Annotated in this window: 17 protein-coding genes; 14 read left to right on the top strand and 3 right to left on the bottom strand. The window is 40.7% G+C overall.

All coding sequences use genetic code 11. The annotated features are described in order from the left end of the window. Nucleotides 1-22: 22 nt before the first annotated feature. The 11 genes from ACE1ET_RS17030 (at nt 23) to ACE1ET_RS16980 (ending at nt 11,147) form a co-directional block, all read left to right on the top strand. Nucleotides 23-484 (top strand): arginine repressor, encoded by a 462-nt coding sequence (locus ACE1ET_RS17030; RefSeq protein ID WP_375729630.1) that lies wholly within the window; start codon nt 23-25, stop codon nt 482-484. 34 nt (nt 485-518) lie between these two features. Further along, complete coding sequence (locus ACE1ET_RS17025; protein ID WP_375729629.1) at nt 519-1,166, top strand: GNAT family N-acetyltransferase; 648 nt, start codon at nt 519-521, stop codon at nt 1,164-1,166. A gap of 13 nt (nt 1,167-1,179) precedes the next feature. Further along, complete coding sequence (locus ACE1ET_RS17020) at nt 1,180-2,376, top strand: argininosuccinate synthase (protein WP_375729628.1); 1,197 nt, start codon at nt 1,180-1,182, stop codon at nt 2,374-2,376. 3 nt (nt 2,377-2,379) lie between these two features. Further along, nucleotides 2,380-3,345, top strand: a complete 966-nt coding sequence (gene argC / locus ACE1ET_RS17015) for an N-acetyl-gamma-glutamyl-phosphate reductase (RefSeq protein ID WP_375729627.1) — start codon at nt 2,380-2,382, stop codon at nt 3,343-3,345. A gap of 189 nt (nt 3,346-3,534) precedes the next feature. After that, the gene (locus ACE1ET_RS17010; RefSeq protein ID WP_375729626.1) at nt 3,535-4,671 is read left to right on the top strand and encodes an aspartate aminotransferase family protein; all 1,137 of its coding nucleotides are present in this window, start codon (nt 3,535-3,537) and stop codon (nt 4,669-4,671) included. Beyond that, nucleotides 4,668-5,471 carry a pyrroline-5-carboxylate reductase gene (gene proC, locus ACE1ET_RS17005; RefSeq protein ID WP_375729625.1) on the top strand — a complete coding sequence of 268 codons (804 nt, stop codon included), beginning with the start codon at nt 4,668-4,670 and terminating at the stop codon, nt 5,469-5,471. The genes ACE1ET_RS17010 and proC overlap by 4 nt, the downstream gene beginning before the upstream one ends. Before the next feature lies 1 nt (nt 5,472). Continuing rightward, entirely contained in the window at nt 5,473-6,546 is a 1,074-nt protein-coding gene (gene proB / locus ACE1ET_RS17000; RefSeq protein WP_375729624.1) for a glutamate 5-kinase, read from the top strand. A gap of 73 nt (nt 6,547-6,619) precedes the next feature. Next, a complete protein-coding gene (locus ACE1ET_RS16995; RefSeq protein ID WP_375729623.1) occupies nt 6,620-6,970 on the top strand; it encodes a four helix bundle protein in 351 nt (116 codons plus the stop codon). A gap of 45 nt (nt 6,971-7,015) precedes the next feature. Beyond that, nucleotides 7,016-8,266 (top strand): glutamate-5-semialdehyde dehydrogenase, encoded by a 1,251-nt coding sequence (locus ACE1ET_RS16990; RefSeq protein ID WP_375729622.1) that lies wholly within the window; start codon nt 7,016-7,018, stop codon nt 8,264-8,266. Nucleotides 8,267-8,387: 121 nt separating this feature from the next. Beyond that, nucleotides 8,388-9,341 (top strand): N-acetylornithine carbamoyltransferase, encoded by a 954-nt coding sequence (locus ACE1ET_RS16985; protein ID WP_375729621.1) that lies wholly within the window; start codon nt 8,388-8,390, stop codon nt 9,339-9,341. Nucleotides 9,342-9,473: 132 nt separating this feature from the next. Beyond that, nucleotides 9,474-11,147 (top strand): nucleoside kinase, encoded by a 1,674-nt coding sequence (locus tag ACE1ET_RS16980; protein WP_375729620.1) that lies wholly within the window; start codon nt 9,474-9,476, stop codon nt 11,145-11,147. A 106-nt stretch (nt 11,148-11,253) separates the two neighbouring features. On the opposite strand, the gene ACE1ET_RS16975 is transcribed toward ACE1ET_RS16980, so the two are convergent. From ACE1ET_RS16975 to ACE1ET_RS16965, 3 genes are all read right to left on the bottom strand, one after another. After that, the gene (locus tag ACE1ET_RS16975) at nt 11,254-11,853 is read right to left on the bottom strand and encodes a DUF3109 family protein (protein WP_375729619.1); all 600 of its coding nucleotides are present in this window, start codon (nt 11,851-11,853) and stop codon (nt 11,254-11,256) included. Between the two features lie 60 nt (nt 11,854-11,913). After that, on the bottom strand, nt 11,914-13,437 hold the full coding sequence (gene gpmI / locus ACE1ET_RS16970) for a 2,3-bisphosphoglycerate-independent phosphoglycerate mutase (protein ID WP_375729618.1): 1,524 nt from the start codon (nt 13,435-13,437) through the stop codon (nt 11,914-11,916). Nucleotides 13,438-13,664: 227 nt separating this feature from the next. Continuing rightward, entirely contained in the window at nt 13,665-16,394 is a 2,730-nt protein-coding gene (locus ACE1ET_RS16965) for a lamin tail domain-containing protein (protein WP_375729617.1), read from the bottom strand. A gap of 115 nt (nt 16,395-16,509) precedes the next feature. Here ACE1ET_RS16965 and ACE1ET_RS16960 point away from each other — a divergent pair, with 115 nt between their 5' ends. The 3 genes from ACE1ET_RS16960 (at nt 16,510) to ACE1ET_RS16950 (ending at nt 19,860) form a co-directional block, all read left to right on the top strand. Continuing rightward, nucleotides 16,510-17,517: an aspartate-semialdehyde dehydrogenase gene (locus ACE1ET_RS16960; RefSeq protein ID WP_375729616.1), complete on the top strand. Its 1,008-nt coding sequence runs from the start codon at nt 16,510-16,512 to the stop codon at nt 17,515-17,517. A gap of 123 nt (nt 17,518-17,640) precedes the next feature. Beyond that, nucleotides 17,641-18,771, top strand: a complete 1,131-nt coding sequence (tgt, locus tag ACE1ET_RS16955) for a tRNA guanosine(34) transglycosylase Tgt (protein ID WP_375729615.1) — start codon at nt 17,641-17,643, stop codon at nt 18,769-18,771. Nucleotides 18,772-18,780: 9 nt separating this feature from the next. After that, nucleotides 18,781-19,860, top strand: a complete 1,080-nt coding sequence (locus ACE1ET_RS16950) for an LptF/LptG family permease (protein WP_375729614.1) — start codon at nt 18,781-18,783, stop codon at nt 19,858-19,860.

Here is a 19,860-nt window from a genome sequence, read left to right as displayed (position 1 = left end):
TTTGAATATTTATTCAATTTTTGTGAAACAGAAAACAGAGCGGTTGTTAGCTATCAGGGAAGTCATTCTGGAAAGTAAGGTGAGTAATCAGGATGAACTTCTAAAACTCGTTCAGGGTAAGGGGTTTGATTTGACCCAGGCAACCCTGTCGCGTGACCTGAAACAGCTGAAGGTTGCCAAGGTTCCGCTTCCGGAAGGGGATTATGTATATACTATTCCGGGGGTTAAGAACATTTCTGATGAGGCAGGAAACCGGTTTATGGCACAGGGATGGCTCTCTATAGAGTTTTCGGGAAATATGGCCGTTATTAAAACCAAACCAGGATTTGCCAATGGAATAGCATCCATAATCGATTTGCGTGGAGCATTTGAAATTTTAGGAACTATTGCCGGAGACGATACCATATTGGTTATATTGAAGGAGGGATTTTCCAAATCGAGTGTGATGACTGTTTTTTCGCTTCTGTTTCCAGGGATTAGTTAATTAGAGGTTTTACTTAGCTTTTGGAGTTATAAATATGAAACCCGTTGAAGTAAAAGTGGCAAGTGATGAGCATCTGGTGTTTGTGGACGATATTTTATCCACAATAGCAGCAGCTGCAAAGGTTAGAGGGACAGGGATTGCCAAACGGTCTCCGGATTATATCGCAGATAAGATCAGGGAAGGGAAGGCGATAATTGCACTTCATGAAAATAAATTTGTAGGTTTCTGCTACATCGAAACGTGGCAGGGTAAAAAGTTTGTGGCCAATTCCGGTTTGATTGTGGCTGATGATTTCAGAGGGCAGGGAATTGCAACAAAAATTAAGCAAAAGGCATTTCAACTGTCGCGCGAGAAATTTCCGCAGTCTAAATTATTTGGTTTAACCACAGGATTGGCTGTAATGAAAATAAATTCAGAACTTGGGTACAAACCGGTAACATTTTCTGAGTTAACTGAAGATGATTCGTTTTGGAAAGGTTGTGAAAGTTGCGTAAATTACGATATACTTTTAAGAACAGGTCGTCGGCATTGTTTGTGTACCGCAATGTTATTCGATCCTACAAAAGACGTGAAACCGGTAAAGGTTGAGGAAACTGTTCAGAAATCACGCGAGCGGTGGCATAAGTTTAAGGAACAACTAAAAAAGAAAGCAAAGAATACAGGAATATTTTCCCTGTTTTAACCCGGAGTAAAAGATGAAGGAAAAGGTTTTATTAGCGTTCAGTGGAGGTTTGGATACCTCGTTTTGTGCAAAATATCTTTCGGTTGATAAAGATCTGGAAGTATATACTGCAGTAGCCAATACGGGAGGATTTTCTGACAAGGAACTGGCAATTATAGAAGAAAAGGCTTATAAACTGGGTTCAGTAAAACATGTGACACTGGATGTAACGGATCAGTATTACAAAAACAGCATCCGCTATATGGTGTATGGTAACGTGTTGCGTAACGGAACCTATCCCATTTCTGTAAGTTCTGAACGTGTTTTCCAGGCCATCGCCATTATAGAATACGCCAAACAAATAAAGGCCGATTATGTGGCCCACGGTAGTACCGGCGCAGGAAACGATCAGGTAAGATTCGATTTGACGTTTGACGTATTGGCCCCCGAAATAAAGATTCTGACACCTACGCGTGATATGACCCTGACAAGGGAATATGAAATTAACTACCTAAAGGAACACGGTGTTGTGGCCGACTGGTCAAAAATGGAATACTCCATTAATAAAGGTCTTTGGGGAACCAGCATTGGCGGAAAGGAAACATTGACCTCAGAAAAAACGCTTCCGGAATCTGCTTATCCGACCCAAATGACAAAAAACGGGGAGGAAAAATTGGTGATCACTTTTGAAAAAGGTGAAGTAACAGGTGTAAACGGAACCAAATTTGAAAACCCGGTAGATGCAATCCGTAAGATAGAGGAACTGGCAGGGCCTTGGGGCGTTGGCCGCGATATGCACATTGGCGATACAATTATTGGAATAAAAGGAAGGGTAGGTTTTGAAGCTGCCGCTCCGATATTAATTATAAAAGCACATCAGATGCTTGAAAAACATACGCTTTCCAAGTGGCAACAATACTGGAAGGACCAGATTGGGACCTGGTATGGTATGTTTTTACACGAATCGCAGTACCTGGAACCATCCATGCGCGACATGGAAGCATTCCTCGAAAGCACTCAAAAACATGTGAGCGGTGATGTAACAATTAAATTACGTCCTTACAATTATGTGTTGGTTGGAGTTAAGTCCGATTTCGATCTGATGAAATCAGAGTTTGGAGAGTATGGCGAGGTAAATAAGGCATGGAGTGCTGATGATGTTAAAGGATTTACAAAGATTCTGGGTAATCAGATGAAGATTTATCAGAGCGTTGTAAAGAAAAACAGTTAATTGATGATCAGAACGGGAATTATAGGTGGAGCCGGATATACTGCCGGAGAATTAATACGAATATTAATGCATCATCCTGATGCTGAAATCGTATTTATTCATAGCAACAGTAATGCGGGAAATCCTGTAACTAATGTTCACACAGACCTTCTTGGGGAAACGGAACAAACATTTACAGACGAGCTGAACTTTGATTCAGTCGATGTAATTTTTCTTTGCATGGGGCATGGAGCGTCAAAGACATTTGTGGAATCTCATGAGATTCCGGAGCATGTAAAGATTATTGATTTAAGCCATGATTACAGGCTTAACGGCGATCACGACTTCGTATATGGATTGCCGGAATTACAAAAGGAGGAAATAGTAAATGCAAAACACATTGCAAATCCGGGGTGTTTTGCTACTGCTATTCAACTGGCTTTGTTGCCATTGGCAGCAAATTTAATGCTGACCACAGATGTACATGTTCATGCTGTAACCGGATCGACAGGTGCAGGACAGAAACCAACTGCAACCTCCCATTTTAGTTGGCGGAACGGAAATATTTCTGTTTATAAGGCATTTGAACACCAACATTTGGGCGAAATAAACCAGTCACTGGTTCAGTTGCAGAGCAGTTTTAACAAGGACCTGAATTTTGTTCCGGTTCGCGGGAACTTTACACGTGGAATTTTAGCATCTGCTTATACAACGGTTAAGTCAGATCTTGAAGATGTTGTAACTTTGTATAAGGCGTATTACAAAGATCATCCGTTTGTAATCGTAACCGACAAAAACCCTGATGTGAAACAGGTTGTAAATACCAACAAGTGTTTGTTGTATTTGCAGAAATACGGAGATAAACTGCATGTTGTGAGCATTATTGATAACCTTGTGAAAGGTGCTTCAGGACAGGCAGTTCAGAATATGAATTTAATGTATGGATTGGAGGAGACCACCGGTTTATGGTTAAAAGCAACGGCTTTCTAGCATATCTTTAGTTGTTAGTTTTTCATTTGACTTGTGTTTGTTTAGTGTGTTTCTTGTAAATTGGGTTTTTAGTTGTTTATATACCCAAAAAATGCTTAAAAGTCTGCGCGGTCTTCTTCAATCTTTTTTATAATACTCAACAGGTTGTTTCATGTATATGAAGCAACTTGTTTTTTTAAACTTATAGCAATGAATCTTTTTGATGTATATCCTCTGTTTGATATTGAGCCTGTAAAAGCCAAAGATGTCTATGTGTTCGATAAAAAAGGAACGCAGTATCTCGATTTATATGGCGGTCATGCAGTTATTTCCATTGGTCATTCACACCCGCATTATATAGGTTTGATCACTAAGCAACTAAACAACCTAGGATTTTATTCCAATTCGGTGCAAAACAGTTTGCAGACTGAGCTGGCTCAAAAATTAGGGGAACTGTCAGGATATGAGGATTATAAACTTTTTTTATGTAACTCAGGTGCCGAAGCCAACGAGAATGCACTAAAACTGGCTTCTTTTCATACCGGACGAAAGAAGGTAATTGCCTTTAAAAAAGGGTTTCATGGACGTACTTCTGCGGCTGTTGCCGTTACAGATAATCCTGGCATTATTGCGCCAATCAATGATGCACATGAACGGGTGTTGTTTGAGCTCAACGATATTGATTCGGTGGTTGCTGAACTGGAAAAAGGTGATGTGGCAGCTGTAATTATTGAGGGTATTCAGGGCATTGGCGGGATTAATGAACCGTATCCCGAATTTCTGGTCAACCTTCAGAATGCCTGTCATAAAAACGGAGCTGTTTTGATTTTAGATGAGATCCAGTCTGGTTACGGACGAAGCGGGAAATTTTTTGCGCACCAGTACAGTCCGGTTCTGCCTGATGTTATCACTATAGCAAAAGGCATGGGAAATGGTTTCCCGGTGGGAGGTGTTTTAATCGGCCCGGAGTTTGAAGCCAAATACGGTATATTGGGTACGACGTTTGGCGGGAATCATCTGGCATGTGCCGCGTCTATTGCAGTATTGGATGTGATAAAAGATGAGATGCTGGTGGAGAATAGTTTTGAAGTTGGAAATTACCTGATCAATGAACTGAAATCCATAGAGGGAATTAAGGAAGTGCGCGGTAAAGGATTGATGATCGGGATTGAATTTGAGGAGGAAATCAAACCAATCAGACAGAAACTTTTATTCGAAAATCATATCTTTACAGGAGTTTCAGGAAAACACATCATCAGGCTTTTGCCTCCCCTGACATTGAAAAAGGAAGATGCGGATTATTTTCTGGATGCATTCAAAACACAGCTTAAAAATTTAGGATCATGATATTTAACAAAGTAGCCATATTAGGATCGGGAAATCTTGGGTTTTCCATAGCTCAGGGACTGGAATCTGCAGGTTTATTCACCAAAGATTCTATGTCGTTAGCAGAAAAAAATGCCCACAGAAAGGCTTCGATAGAAGCAATGGGATATAACATAACAGATAATTCATCTGAAGCTGTTAACGGGTGTGATCTGATCATACTTGTGGTAAAGCCCTGGCAAATTGACGAACTGATTGATGAAATACGTGATGCGATTGATCCTGAAAAACAGGTGATTGCATCCTGTGTAACAGGAGTAACCTCGGGGCATATTTATAAATTGTTGGGCCAGACAATGCCTTTTTTCAGGGTGATGCCAAATACAGGAATCGCCGTAAAGGAATCTATGACCTGTATCTCCTCGTTCAATGCCAGTAATGATCAGATCAGTTCCATCGATAAGTTATTCAGCACACTGGGACAGGTAATTTTTATTCCAGAAGAACAGATGCCTGCTGCAACAGCTATTGCGGGCTGTGGAATAGCCTTTGCGTTGCGGTTTATCAGGGCTGCCATTCAGGGCGGTGTGGAAATTGGTTTTGGTGCCGATGATGCCAAGTTGATGGCTGCACAGATTGTGAAAGGAGCTGCAGAGCTGATTCTGGAAAACAATTCACATCCTGAAAGTGAAATTGATAAGGTAACCACGCCTAAAGGTGTAACCATTACCGGCTTAAATGAGATGGAACATGCAGGATTCAGTTCCTCCATTATCAGGGGAATTCTGGCATCGTACAATAAAATTGAAGTGAATAAATAAGATGTTTAAGCGGGTTGCCATAAAAGTTGGATCGAATGTGCTGGCAGGCGGGAACGGAACGCTCAACAAAGAGGTGATGGCCCAGCTTGTTTATCAGATGGCCCACCTTAGAAAAAGGGGCATTGATCTCATTCTGGTTTCTTCGGGCGCTGTGGCTGCCGGCAAGGGTGTTATAGGTAACTTCTCGAATGGCGATATTGTTTCACAGCGTCAGATCTGGTCTTCAGTCGGGCAGGTGAACCTGATTAACAGCTATTCATCGCTTCTGGATATTTACCAGTTAAAATGTGCACAGATACTGGTTACCAAGGAGGACTTTCGCGACAGGCTGCATTATCTGAATCTCAGGAATTGTCTGACAAGCCTTTTGGATCATGGCATTATACCAATAATCAACGAAAACGATGCGATTTCTGTGACAGAACTGATGTTTACCGATAACGATGAATTATCGGGCTTGATTGGTTCCATGACAGATGTGGAAGCACTTTTTATTCTGAGTAACATTGATGGCATATTTAATGGTGACCCGAAAAATCCGACATCGATTGTTATTCGTGAGGTGGAGTCTTCGGATGCCGATCTGTCGGAATTTATAACGGTTCAGAAATCAAGTTTTGGCCGTGGTGGCATGAAAACCAAGTATAATATTGCGCAGAAAGCGGCCAGTCATGGCATGGAAGTTTTTATTGCAAATGGCCTGAAAGAGAATATTATACTGGATATTATTGATGAAAAGCCTGATGTGGTATATACACATTTTAAGGGTGTTTCAAAGTCCAGCCCAATTAAAAAGTGGATTGCGCATTCGGGAGAATTTACCAAAGGTAGAATTCTGATTAACTCCGGTGCCAGGGAGGCCCTGAAATCCAATCACGCCACCAGTGTACTTCCGGTTGGCATGACCGGTATTGAAGGGAACTTTAAAAAAGGCGACCTGATAGATATTGTTGATGAAACCGGGCAAAAAGTCGGATTGGGACGTGCCATGTACGGTTCTGATAAAGCTCAGAATGTAATTGGTGTGAAAGGTGAGAAGCCTATTATTCATTATGACTATCTGATATTGACGTAAGCTAAATAGTTGTAAGTAATAAGTAATAAGTAGTAAGTGATAAGTAGTAAGTAAAGGAGTTAAGAAATTAGAAGTGAAGATTCAGAAGTTTGAAGATATTATCGCTTGGCAGAAAGCTCAGGATTATGCTGTGAAAATCTATGAAATCTTTGGTTCGTTGAAGGATTATGGTTTTAAAGACCAAATTTTCAGGGCTTCTGTATCTATTTCGAATAATATTGCTGAAGGATTCGACAGACAGTCAAACCAGGAATTTATCCGTTTCTTGTATATATCAATCAGTTCCTGCAGCGAAGTTAAATCAATGCTATATCTTGCATACAGACTTGCATATATAGATGATGAATTAAAAAGTGAGTTGATGGATAACGGTGATGAAATTTCAAAAATCATTCGTGGATTAATAAAGTCTCTTGTGGTGTAGAGAGTTAACTTTATTACTTACAACTTACTACTAAAAACTAATATTATGACAAACAAAAAAATATTCGAAGCTGTATTAAAAGCCAGCAGATCATTGCCTTTAATGAGTGAGGCGGAAATTAACCAGGTACTCCTGAAAGTTGCTGATGCTGCTGAGGTGAATAAAGATTTCATCTTAGAAGAAAATAAAAAGGATTTGTCACGGATGGATCCGGAAGATCCGAAGTATGATCGGTTGTTATTAACTGCTGAAAGAATCGATGGCATTGCAGCTGATATACGCAATGTGTCAAGGCTTAAGTCACCGTTGGGGAAGCAGTTGATGGAGATTGAGCGTCCCAATGGAATGAAAATATCCAAGGTGACAGTGCCTTTTGGCGTAATTGGAATTATATACGAAGCAAGGCCAAATGTGTCGTTCGATGTGTTTTCCCTCTGCTTTAAATCAGGAAATGCCTGTGTGTTGAAAGGTGGAAGTGATGCGGCAGATTCAAATAAGGCCATTGTTAAAGTAATTAAAGATGTTTTGACCACAGAAGGTGTAAATTCAGACATTCTTCAGCTGCTGCCGCCGGACCGCGAAGCGACTGCCGAACTGCTAAATGCACACGGTTATGTGGATCTGCTGATTCCAAGAGGTAGCGCGGGTTTAATCAACTATGTACGTGAAAATGCCACTATCCCGGTTATTGAGACCGGAGCAGGCATCTGCCATACCTATGTTGACAAAGCTGCCAATATTCAAAAAGCAGCCGATATTGTGTTTAATGCGAAGACCCGTCGCCCAAGTGTGTGTAACGCTTTGGACTGCATGGTTATTCATAAGGATAAGCTGGGGGATCTTCCAAAAATTTGCGATCAGTTGAAAAACGAAAAAGTAATTATTTATGCTGATCCGGAAGCCTATTCTGAACTTAAGGGAAGTTATCCGGCAGATTTGCTGAAAGAAGCCACTCCTGAAAGTTTTGGAACTGAATTTTTGTCGCTCAAAATGGCTGTAAAAACGGTCGATTCATTCGAAAATGCGGTTGAATATGTTTCGGATCACACCTCGAAACACAGTGAATGTATCGTGAGTGAAGATCAGGAAGCCATTGAAAGGTATTTGAAGGTGATTGACGCCGGTGCGGTTTATGCCAATGTATCAACAGCTTTTACCGATGGTGCTCAGTTTGGCCTGGGAGCTGAAATAGGGATCAGCACGCAAAAACTGCACGCACGCGGCCCGATGGCCCTGGAAGAGCTGACGAGTTACAAATGGATTGTGAAGGGAAATGGTCAGGTCAGACCAAAATAGTTTTCATTCTGTAAAAGTTATAAAAAGAAATATCAACAATAAGAGTACTGACGCAACATAATTATTTTGTCTTATATATCTTATGTCTTGTGTCTTGAATCTTGTATCTAATAAATAAACAATGAAACAATTTACTTCCGTTAAAGATATTGGTAGTCTTAAAAGTGCTGTCAGAGAAGCTTTTATAGTCAAAGAAAATCCATACACCGATGTGAGTCTTGGAAAAAACAAGACCATGGTGTTGTTGTTTTTTAACTCCAGTCTGCGAACCCGTTTAAGCACACAGAAAGCAGCTATGAATCTCGGCATGAACGTGATCGTACTGGATATTAACCAGGGCGCCTGGAAGCTTGAAACAGAACGGGGCGTGATTATGGATGGCGATAAACCGGAACATATTCTGGAAGCCATTCCGGTTATCGGAAGCTATTGCGACATTATAGGGGTTCGATCTTTTGCCGGGTTGCAAAACAAGATGGAAGATTACAACGAGGTCATCCTGAGTCAGTTTATTAAATATGCCGGTGTTCCGGTAGTCAGTATGGAATCATCAACCATGCATCCCCTGCAGGCTTTTGCCGATGTTGTGACCATTGAAGAATACAAAAATATTGAACGGCCTAAAGTCGTTTTATCCTGGGCACCTCATCCAAGAGCGCTTCCACAGGCCGTTGCCAATTCATTTGCCGAATGGACGCAGGCAATGGACTATGATGTGGTGATTACGCATCCTAAGGGGTATGAACTGGCTCCCGAATTTGTTGGGAATGCCCGGGTAGAGTATGATCAGGACAAAGCATTTGAAGGGGCTGATTTTATTTACGGAAAAAACTGGTCAGCCTTTAATGATCAGGATTACGGTAAAATTCTTAACCAGGATAGGAGCTGGACTATTGACGAACGTAAAATGGCGTTAACCAATGACGCAAAATTTATGCACTGCCTTCCGGTTCGCAGAAATATGATTGTAACGGACGGGGTGATTGAATCGGCTAATTCTATCGTGATACAGGAAGCGGCAAACCGTGTTGTTTCGGCTCAGACTGTTATCCGAAGAATGTTGCAGGAATTATAGCCATAAGAAATTATCAGGAACGAGGGCTCTTAAAGGGCCCTTTTTTGTTTTTATTCGGTTAATCGGATTAAGAATCTACCTTAATTCTTTACCTTTGGATGTTTGATTTGAATCCTTTTGAAAAAATACGATATGATGAAGAATAGCCTCGTTGCCGTAAAATGCCTTAATAATAGCACCCGTAAAAACTACCCGATGGGTACAACACTAATTGATATTTTTCGGGATCTGGATGTAAAGCTGGATAACGAACCGCTTTGTGCATTGGTAAATAATGAAGCCAAGGAGTTGAACTTCAGGGTTTTTAAGCCTAAAACAGTGGAGTTTGTGGATTTTACACATCTGGCAGGGCACAGGGCTTTTGTGAGATCAGTGGCCTTTGTTCTGCATAAGGCCGTAAAGGAGTTGTATCCTAAATCCGGTTTACGCATAGAACACGCCGTTTCCAATGGCTATTTCTGTAAGATAAACGGTGAAATTCAGGAACTGACAGAAGAGATTATCGCGAAGATAAAAAGCAGAATGCAGGAAATCGTGAATGCTGACATTCCCTTTGTGCGACATGAGGAAGAGACAGAAAAAGTGTTGCAATTGTTCGAAGAGCAGGACCTGTGCGATAAGGTTAAGTTACTGAAAACCCTCGGTTGGGTCTATTCGCCATATTATACGCTTGAGGATACCGTTGATTATTATTACGGCACCCTGGTTCCGTCCACCGGTTATATTCATAATTTCAGCCTGGTAAAATATCACGATGGTGCTTTGATCCGGATTCCCATGCGGACCAATCCTGATAAGCTGGAGCCTGTGGTGGACATGCCCAAACTAACCGATATTTTTGGGGAATATGCCAAATGGAACGGCGTGATGAAACTGCAGAATGTAGGCGATCTGAACGAGGCGGCAGATAATGGTAAGGTAAGAGATCTGATAAAGGTTGCGGAGGCATTTCATGAGAAAAAAGTGGCACACATTGCCGATCTTATTGCAGAACGTAAGGATGAGGTGAAGATTATTCTGGTGTCCGGGCCTTCTTCTTCCGGCAAAACAACCTTCAGTAAACGGTTGTCATTACAGCTTATGGTGGCCGGTATTAATCCGGTTGGGCTGTCGCTTGATAATTATTTTGTGGACCGGGAAAAAACACCGTTGGATGAAAACGGACAACTGGATTTTGAATCGCTGTATGCTTTAAATCTTGATCTGTTCAACCAGCAGATGCGGGATCTTCTGGATGGCAAAGAAGTGGAATTGCCACAGTTTTCGTTTACAGAAGGGAAATCGTATTTCAGAGGTGATAAAATGAAAATGGAAGCGGATGATGTGCTGATAATTGAAGGTATCCATGGTTTGAACCCTGAGCTAACCCGGTCTATTGATGATAAATTCAAGTTTAAAATATATGTGTCGGCACTGACCACTATTTCTCTGGACAATCATAACTGGATTCCGACTTCTGATAACCGTCTGATCCGGAGAATTATCCGGGATAACCGTTATCGGGGATACAGCGCTACCGAGACTATTTCTCGTTGGGAAAGTGTGCGAAGTGGTGAGGATAAATGGATTTATCCCTACCAGGAGAATGCCAATATTATGTTTAATTCGGCTCTGCTCTTTGAACTCGCTGTGTTAAAACGCTATGCTGAGCCAATTTTGCGCGAAGTGCGCCAGGACAGTCCGCATTATGCCGAAGCGATTCGCTTACTGGATTTTCTTCGCTATTTTAAATCCATCCGCGATTCGGAAATTCCACCAACATCGTTGATCCGGGAATTTTTAGGGGGAAGCAGCTTTAGGTATTAGTAAACTGGGTTTTAAGGTTGTTTAATCTTCCTCCTTTTTATCCCGAGACCTCGGGAGAGGTGTCCCGGAGCTTGCATCGGGACGGAGGATTTTTAATATTATTAAATCACTTATCTTTTTGCTTCGCCAGTTCCTCTGCTGCAATATTTAGTTCGTTATACCAGGCTTCACCGAATTTCCGGATCAGGGCATCCTTTACAAATTTATAAATGGGGACACCCAGTTTCTCACCCAGATCCAGTGCCGGTTTACAGATTTCCCATTTGTCGTAGTTTACGGCCTGGAAAGTTGGATATTTTTTTACACGCACCGGATATAAATGGCAGGATACAGGCTTTTTAAAATCTGTTTTGCCTTCGTTGTAAGCTTTTTCAATGGCGCATTTACAGGTGCCGTTTTCGTCAAAATATGTAAATACGCATTCCTTACCTTTAATAATGGACGTGACCAGATCACCATCCCCATCCACGTAGGATACACCCTGTTTTTTAATCAGTTTCTGGGCTTCAGGCGATAAATCATCCCAGATATCCGGAAGCAGATCTTCAATGATCTGTTTCTCCTCATGCGTTAGGGGAGCACCACTGTCCCCTTCTACACAGCAACTGCCGTGACAGGCTGGCAGGTCGCAGATAAATCGCTTTTCAAACAGATCCAGACTGATGAGTGTATCTCCTATTTGCAGCATATTTACGTCTTCCTTCATAAAATAAAAAAGAGGTGCCTTACTGGAGGCAACCTCTTATATGTTTTAATCATTATCAGTTTAGTCTATCAGACATTTTCCGGTCATTGCAGCAGGTTGCTCGATGCCCATAATTTTGCACAACGATGGAGCCACATCTGCCAGGATACCGTTTTTAACTTTCGCATCTTTGTTCTGCGTAACATATACAAATGGAACCGGATTCAAAGAGTGTGCTGTGTTTGGCGAACCATCTTCATTCACAGCATTGTCGGCATTGCCATGGTCAGCAATGATGATTGCTTCGTAATCGTTATTAACCGCTGCATTGATCACATCGTTGGTGCACTCGTCTACTGCTTTTACTGCTTTCTCAATGGCTTCGTAAACACCGGTATGACCTACCATATCACCGTTGGCAAAGTTAAGACAGATAAAATCGTATTTTTTGCTGTTCAAAGCATCTACCACATTGTCTCTTACTTCGTAAGCACTCATTTCAGGCTGCAGATCATATGTGGCAACTTTTGGAGAATTGACCAGGATACGGTCTTCATTTTCAAATGTTGCTTCGCGACCACCCGAGAAGAAAAAGGTTACGTGTGCATATTTTTCAGTTTCGGCAATACGTAACTGTGCCTTACCGGCTTTCGCTACAATCTCACCCAGTGTTTCGGTTACATTATCCTTGTTAAAGAATACTTTCAGACCTTTGAAAGTAGCATCGTAAGGGGTCATTGTGCAGAAATATAACGGCAGTGTTTTCATGTCATGCTCAGGCATATCCTGCTGAGTCAGCGTAATGGTGAGCTCTTTCGGCCTGTCATTTCTGAAGTTGAAAAATACTACCATGTCTCCTTCTTCAATTTTACCAACCGGATTATTGTTGGCATCAACGGCGACAATCGGTTTGATAAATTCATCAGTCACGCCATCTGCATAACTTTTGGCTATGGCATCCTGAATATTTGTGGTAGGTGTTCCTTTGCCATTTACAACAAGGTCATAGGCTTCTTTAACACGTTCCCATCTTTTATCACGATCCATCGCATAATAACGGCCAATTACAGAAGCAATTTTGCCGGTTGTGGCCGCTAAGTGATCCTCCAATTGTTTCAGGAATCCTTTACCACTCTTCGGATCTGTATCACGACCGTCCATATAGCAGTGAACAAATGTGTCTTCAATGCCATAATCTTTGGCAATTTCTGTTAGCTTAAACAAATGATCCATCGAGCTGTGAACACCACCATCCGAAACCAGTCCCATGAAATGAACCTTTTTGTTGTTTTCCTTGGCATAGGTAAATGCCTTTACAACTTCTTCGTTCTGTTTAATGGTGTTTTCGCGGCAGGCTTTGTTAATCTTTACAAGATCCTGATAAACTACACGACCTGCACCAATATTCAGGTGCCCAACCTCAGAGTTCCCCATCTGTCCGTCCGGCAGACCAACATTCTCGCCTGAAGCCAGAAGTTGTGAAGTTGGATAAGTACTAATCAGTTTGTCCCAGTTTGGAGTAGGCGTATTGTAAATCACATCACTTTTAGAGTGATTCCCTAATCCCCAGCCATCCAGTATGACCAAAATTGCTTTCTTACTCATTTTATTTTGTTTTTATTATTCTCGTCTCAAATCGGGCACAAAAATAGTGTTTTCGTGCCAAAAATCTGCACTATCCTAATAACATTCAGTGTCATATAATGTTTGGCGCGTAAAAAAATATAACACAAAACAGCCCTGTTTCTTTAGTCCCAGTAAGTTTGGGTTTATCAGATTGATATGTATGATGTTATACGCAAAATATTTTTAAGTTTATTTCACAGTTCGGTTTATCTACTTAGCGTAACAACTTTCTTGATCTGTTCTGATCTTGTAGCTGAATTCAAAGTAAAGAGCACAATATAAATTCCTCCTTCACAAAGAGATTCGTTTCCATCTGTCCCGTTCCACGTAAAAATATTTGCATTGATCCCGGGAGTATTGTTACAGATTGTTTTAACCTGTCTTCCATTACGATCAAATATATCTATGCTGACAGTATATTCTGTTTCGTGCTGAACCATAAATTGCAATACATCCCGGTCTCCATCACCGTTTGGGGTAAAGTATTCATCTGAGAAAGAAAAGAGTTCATCATTTAAGATTTCTATTTCCTTGTTTTGCCGATTGATTGCTCCGGGACTGGAATATGAAGGAGCAACACCTGCCGAAGTCCAGTTGTCAGGATTGGATGAAGGTTGTCCGGGAGATATACGTTCAAGTGAAATTCCTTTTGTGTCTTTTAATGAGGACAGATGCCATGTCTTTGAATAGGCAACTTCGTCGAGAATGAATCCGGTTGCAGTTGTTAATATCACAGATCCTTCATCGTTTGGTAAACTGAACATATGAGTTACTTCGTAATTTATTTTAGGAAATTCATGGCCAAAATCTGTTAAGGCAAAGTTCGATATCACAACATAACTTTCGGGTGGAATAAGAAAGGGTTCTGAGCAAATTGGAATTAATGGTTCCAGCAGACCTTCTTCGTTTCGTTTAGTGACCCGAATGTCGCTGCTGTTTAAAAATTTTCCCGAAGTGTTATAAAGTTCGATGTATTCCGGCTCATTCTCAAAAGGATCGATCATTAGCTCGTTGATAATCAGGTCGCCCGTTTCAATATTATCTGGCATTGCAATGTTGAAGACACCGTTTGTCATGTTATCATTGAAGTCACAAATTTCATTAAACTCAATGCAGCACAGTTTGTCGGATTTCAGGGTTTCGGATAAGATGATATTCCATTTTATGTTGGCATGTTGAGATAACACTGATTTGATGCCATTCGACATCGTCATATTTTGAATTGTTGAGATATCAACAGGTTCACTAAAAGTGATCTCGATTTCATTTTCCTGAACCGGAAAGATATTGCATACGTAGGGTGGAAGGTAATCTTCGTTTACCATATCAACACTGTTTACTTGTCCCGGGGTTCCACCGTCATTTCTGATACAGGAACACCAGTTTCTATCCGTCTGGAAATTGTTCGGATCAATACGTTCCAGCGACCAGCCGCCCTCTTTTTTAAACGGCTCCTGATGTAGTTCGCTCTTATATTCAAGGTAGTCGATGGTTTGTCCGTTTTCGTTATACAGTTCAATTGTACATTTATCATTTGGAATGGATGGAAACTTGCTGCTGATGATCTGATTGCTGATCCTGAGATTATAATCCGAAAGCGCCAGGAAAGAATGTGACGTAAGCAATCTGTCAGGAACAGGAAACTCAGTATCGTTGATTTTTATAGTCCAGCCCGAAATATCGATGGAATAACCGGATCGGTTAAACAGTTCAATGAATTCACTGCTATACCCCAATGCCGGTGTCGGATCAGCCAAAACTTCGTTGATTACCACATCGAACATCACTGGAATATGATAAGACAAGATGGTATCAAACGCAGGAATCGTATCCCCATTAAGGAGCGGTAAGTCAATAAAGGCGAAATTGTATTTTTTATCCGGGATCAGATTATGAAATGGTTTTATTAAAACTGTTTTAGGATCTGGGCCTGAAAAAAGTAAAACGCTGTCCAGACCAAGGGTGAAATTATCGGTTGTTGCCAGATTTACATCAGGCGGATAATTGCAGCGCATTGTTACAGTTTGGGAATCCGTTATTTCTGCAAATTCAATTTTGGGTTCCGTGTAATGTGTTAGAACAGTACCTGAAAAAATGTTGCCGCAGCAGTCTTCAAGATTATTAATCTGAACTTCGATAAAACCACTCAGCTTCTCAGTTGATTTAATTTCAAGTTTATTGCTTGTAGCTGAGATGTGATCTTCAGGTACTTCCTGGTAATTTACCTTGATTTCTGTTCTGTTTAGTGTGATTGGTTCATTGAAATAAGCATGAATAGTGCGACTATTGAAAACCTGGGCACTGTCAAATTGTGGTGATACAGAATCGATATAGGCTTCTCCCGATATTGATATATCACTGAATCCGAACAATTTTGAACGGGTTGACGTGTAGACGCATTGCAATCCGAAATATGATGATCGCTCTATGGAAAGATCTTTTGCCGATCCTTCTGTCAGAAAGTTCTGTAAGCTCTCATCCTTATAGTAAAGTGTGAATACTCCGATCTTGCTTTTGGTTACTTTTAGCTGAAAGACATTTTCTGTCTTATTAAGCCTGTTGTTTGCCCCATCAATCAAAATCGTTTCGATGCCGTTTTTGAGTTTGTAAAGTTTCAGGTCGTCATCCGTTGATCCGCATTCCACAAAATATCCGTTACGAATCAATACCGGATTATTCTGGTCGCAAACAAGATAAATCCGGCAATAATTGGATGATGATGGATTGAATTGCATTTCAACTGTTACTTCCCACGTTGCACTGTTAATTACGTCGGATGTGGTAAAAATGATTTTCTCTGCACTGACTGCTTCTGCATTTAACCGGATCATGTTGTCATTAAACGTAAAATCTTTAGTATCTCCACTCCATGAAAATTGTGGAAACAGGGGGGTTGCAAATAATATATGCAACCAAATTAAACATTTGATTTTCATAATCTTTTTCATTTGTTCAGGTATCGAAAAAAACACTAATTTTGCAAATCCAAATTAGTAGGTTTTTTTGAGTAATTTTTTACAATTTAAGTCACTTTTAAAAAAGAAACAAATTATGAAAGTAGCAATTGTCGGTGTGAGTGGTGCCGTAGGTCAGGAATTCTTAAATGTTCTTGACGAAAGAAATTTCCCTCTTGATGAATTGGTGTTGTTTGGTAGTGAACGTAGTGCAGGAAAAGTATATGAATTCAAGGGTGAAAAGTTGACTGTAAAAGAACTCAAACACAATGACGATTTTAAAGGTATTGATATAGCTCTGGTTTCTGCAGGCGGGGGAACGTCAAAAGATTTTGCCGAAACTATAACAAAGCATGGAACGGTGATGATAGACAATTCGAGTGCTTTCCGAATGGATAAAGATGTGCCGTTGGTAGTTCCCGAAGTGAATCCTGAAGATGTGAATGACCGTCCAAGAAATATCATTGCCAATCCAAACTGTACAACTATTCAGATGGTTGTTGCACTGAAGCCGCTGGAAGACATTTCTCATATTAAAAAAATTCATGTGGCAACCTACCAGGCTGCCAGTGGAGCAGGGGCTATGGGAATGGCTGAACTTGAAAACCAGATTAAGCAGGTTGCCAACGGAGAAGAGGCAACGGTTGAAAAATTTCAGTATCAGTTGGCCATGAATATCATTCCTCAGGTGGATGTGTTTACAGATAACGGTTACACCAAAGAGGAAATGAAAATGTACAACGAGACCAAAAAGATCATGCATTCAGATGTGAATGTGAGTTCTACCTGCGTGCGTATTCCTGTAATGCGTAACCACTCTGAAGCTGTCTGGATTGAGACTGAAGACGAGATTTCCCTGGAACAGGCTTTTGATGCATTCCGTAAAGCTGATGGTATTACGTTAATGGATGATCCTGCCAATAAAAAATATCCGATGCCGCTTTTCTGTGCCAGCGAAGATAACGTATTTGTGGGCAGGGTAAGAAAAGATCTTACAAATTCAAAAGGTTTGACATTCTGGTGCGTTGGTGATCAGATTAAAAAAGGTGCTGCATTAAATGCTGTTCAGATTGCTGAGTATCTGGTTAATAATAACTTGTTATAATAAACGTATTTATATAGTATCAAGCTCCGATTACATTCGGAGCTTTTTTTATGTTTTATTTTAACATACATAAAGCATTTCTCACGTTAAAATTTTCGTTATTCTTCTATCTTTGCAACATCTATGGATTTTCAACTCATACAAACTGATTTACAGAGCAGTGCAAGAGCCGGTATAATAAAAACTGACCACGGTGAAATAGAAACGCCTATTTTTATGCCGGTAGGAACAGTTGGAAGTGTAAAGGCTGTACATATTCCCGAGCTTGAAAATGAAGTGAAGGCACAGATTATTCTTGGGAATACGTATCATCTGTATCTGCGTCCGGGGCTTGAGATTATTGAACAGGCTGGAGGATTGCATAAGTTTAATGGTTGGAAGAAACCTATACTGACAGACAGTGGCGGTTACCAGGTGTTTTCGTTGGCAGACAACAGGAAGCTGACAGAGGAAGGTGCTATTTTCAGATCGCACATAGACGGGTCGAAACATTTGTTTACACCTGAAAATGTTGTGGATATTCAGCGTACGATAGGTGCGGATATCATCATGGCATTGGATGAATGTCCTCCGGGAGATGCTGATAAAGCCTATGCCAGGAAATCGTTGGATCTGACCCATAGATGGTTGGATCGGGGCATTGCCCAATTTGACAGTACTGAACCGAAATACGGCTATTCGCAAACATTTTTCCCGATTGTACAGGGAGCTGGTTATCCGGATCTGAGGCGAAAAAGTGCTGAATTTATTGCATCCAAGAATCGTGAAGGAAATGCAATCGGTGGGTTATCGGTTGGGGAGCCGGCTGAGGTTATGTACGAAATGATAAGTGTGGTGAATGAGGTTTTGCCGGAAGATAAGCCGCGCTACCTTATGGGTGTGGGAACGCCGGCGAATATTCTTGAGGGTATTTCCTTAGGAGTGGATATGTTCGATTGTGTGATGCCAACAAGGAATGGCAGGAACGGAATGGTATTTACCAGCGAGGGCATTATGAATATGCGGAATAAAAAATGGAGTGATGATTTCTCTCCGCTTGATCCAAACGGAACAGCTTTTGTTGACCGGATTTATTCCAGGGCTTATGTGCGCCATTTGTTTGTGAGCAAAGAACTTTTAGGAATGCAGATTGCTTCCATCCATAATCTGGCGTTTTATCTTTGGTTGGTAAAGGAAGCAAGAAAACATATAATAATAGGTGACTTCGCATCGTGGAAAACCATGATGATGAAAAAGGTAACAACTAGATTATAAAAGTTTCGGGTGTTAAAGAAGATTGACATATACATCATTAAAAAGTTTCTGGGGACGTATTTCCTGGCAATCCTTCTTATTATTGGGATAGCTGTGGTGTTTGATCTTTCGGAAAAGCTGGATAATTTTCTTCAGAACGATGCCCCTGTAAAAGCTATTATTTTTGATTATTACCTGAATTTTATACCGTATTTTGCCAATCTTTTCAGTCCTTTATTCACCTTCATTTCAGTTATTTATTTTACGTCAAAATTGGCGTACGATACTGAAATTATAGCGATCCTTGCAGGTGGTGTGAGCTTTAAGCGTCTTTTAAGGCCTTATATGATCGGTGCAGGTTTTATTGCATTGTTAAGTTTTCTTCTCAGCAGCTACGTTATTCCACCTGCCAATATGAAGCGAATAGTCTTTGAAGACAATTACTACAAGAAGCGCAAAATAGAAGAGACCAGGAACATTCATGTTGAAATAGAACCCGGATTATTTATCTCTATCAGAAACTTTAATTTTAGAAGTAAAATTGCCCGCGATATTTATCTGGAAAAGTTTGACGGAAAGGATTTGGTATCAAGGTTGCAGGCAAGAACCGGTAAGTTTGATGAGGAAACCGGGAAATGGAAATTAGAAGGTTACGAAATCAGGAATTTTGAACCGTGGAAAGAAGATGTTGTAAATGGAAAAGAAATAGATACAACGCTGGACCTGACTTTACAGGATTTTTATACCTACGACAGGTACTACGAAACCCTTACTAATAATGAGCTTGAGAAATATATCAAAAAACAAACAGATCGTGGTGTAGGTAACGTGGAAGAGTTCGTTATTGAAAAATATAACCGGTTTGCCAATTCATTTTCAGCTTTTATCTTAACACTGATAGGAGTTTCAATATCTTCCAGGAAAGTTAAAGGTGGAACAGGTTTGCATATGGGGTTAGGCCTGATGCTTAGTTTCTCCTATATCCTTTTTTCAACAGTATCAACAACATTTGCAATTAACGGAGAGATGAATATGCTGCTTGCCGTGTGGCTGCCTAACATTATTTATATTTTTATTGCAGCCTTCCTCTATAAATACGCACCTAAATAG

Source organism: Quyinboa mangrovi (assembly GCF_042219825.1).
Taxonomy (GTDB): Bacteria; Bacteroidota; Bacteroidia; order Bacteroidales; family UBA5342; genus JBHJHP01.
This window is presented reverse-complemented; position numbering and strand designations above follow the sequence as displayed.

Excerpts from the sequence above, each read along its gene's own strand:
- ACE1ET_RS17025 (WP_375729629.1), top strand. The coding sequence starts at position 519 with ATGAAACCCGTTGAAGTAAAAGTGGCAAGTGATGAGCATCTGGTGTTT.
- ACE1ET_RS17020 (WP_375729628.1), top strand. The coding sequence starts at position 1,180 with ATGAAGGAAAAGGTTTTATTAGCGTTCAGTGGAGGTTTGGATACCTCG.
- argC (WP_375729627.1), top strand. The coding sequence starts at position 2,380 with ATGATCAGAACGGGAATTATAGGTGGAGCCGGATATACTGCCGGAGAA.
- ACE1ET_RS17010 (WP_375729626.1), top strand. The coding sequence starts at position 3,535 with ATGAATCTTTTTGATGTATATCCTCTGTTTGATATTGAGCCTGTAAAA.
- proC (WP_375729625.1), top strand. The coding sequence starts at position 4,668 with ATGATATTTAACAAAGTAGCCATATTAGGATCGGGAAATCTTGGGTTT.
- proB (WP_375729624.1), top strand. The coding sequence starts at position 5,473 with ATGTTTAAGCGGGTTGCCATAAAAGTTGGATCGAATGTGCTGGCAGGC.
- ACE1ET_RS16990 (WP_375729622.1), top strand. The coding sequence starts at position 7,016 with ATGACAAACAAAAAAATATTCGAAGCTGTATTAAAAGCCAGCAGATCA.
- ACE1ET_RS16985 (WP_375729621.1), top strand. The coding sequence starts at position 8,388 with ATGAAACAATTTACTTCCGTTAAAGATATTGGTAGTCTTAAAAGTGCT.
- ACE1ET_RS16980 (WP_375729620.1), top strand. The coding sequence starts at position 9,474 with ATGATGAAGAATAGCCTCGTTGCCGTAAAATGCCTTAATAATAGCACC.
- ACE1ET_RS16975 (WP_375729619.1), bottom strand. The coding sequence starts at position 11,853 with ATGAAGGAAGACGTAAATATGCTGCAAATAGGAGATACACTCATCAGT.
- gpmI (WP_375729618.1), bottom strand. The coding sequence starts at position 13,437 with ATGAGTAAGAAAGCAATTTTGGTCATACTGGATGGCTGGGGATTAGGG.
- ACE1ET_RS16965 (WP_375729617.1), bottom strand. The coding sequence starts at position 16,394 with ATGAAAATCAAATGTTTAATTTGGTTGCATATATTATTTGCAACCCCC.
- ACE1ET_RS16960 (WP_375729616.1), top strand. The coding sequence starts at position 16,510 with ATGAAAGTAGCAATTGTCGGTGTGAGTGGTGCCGTAGGTCAGGAATTC.
- tgt (WP_375729615.1), top strand. The coding sequence starts at position 17,641 with ATGGATTTTCAACTCATACAAACTGATTTACAGAGCAGTGCAAGAGCC.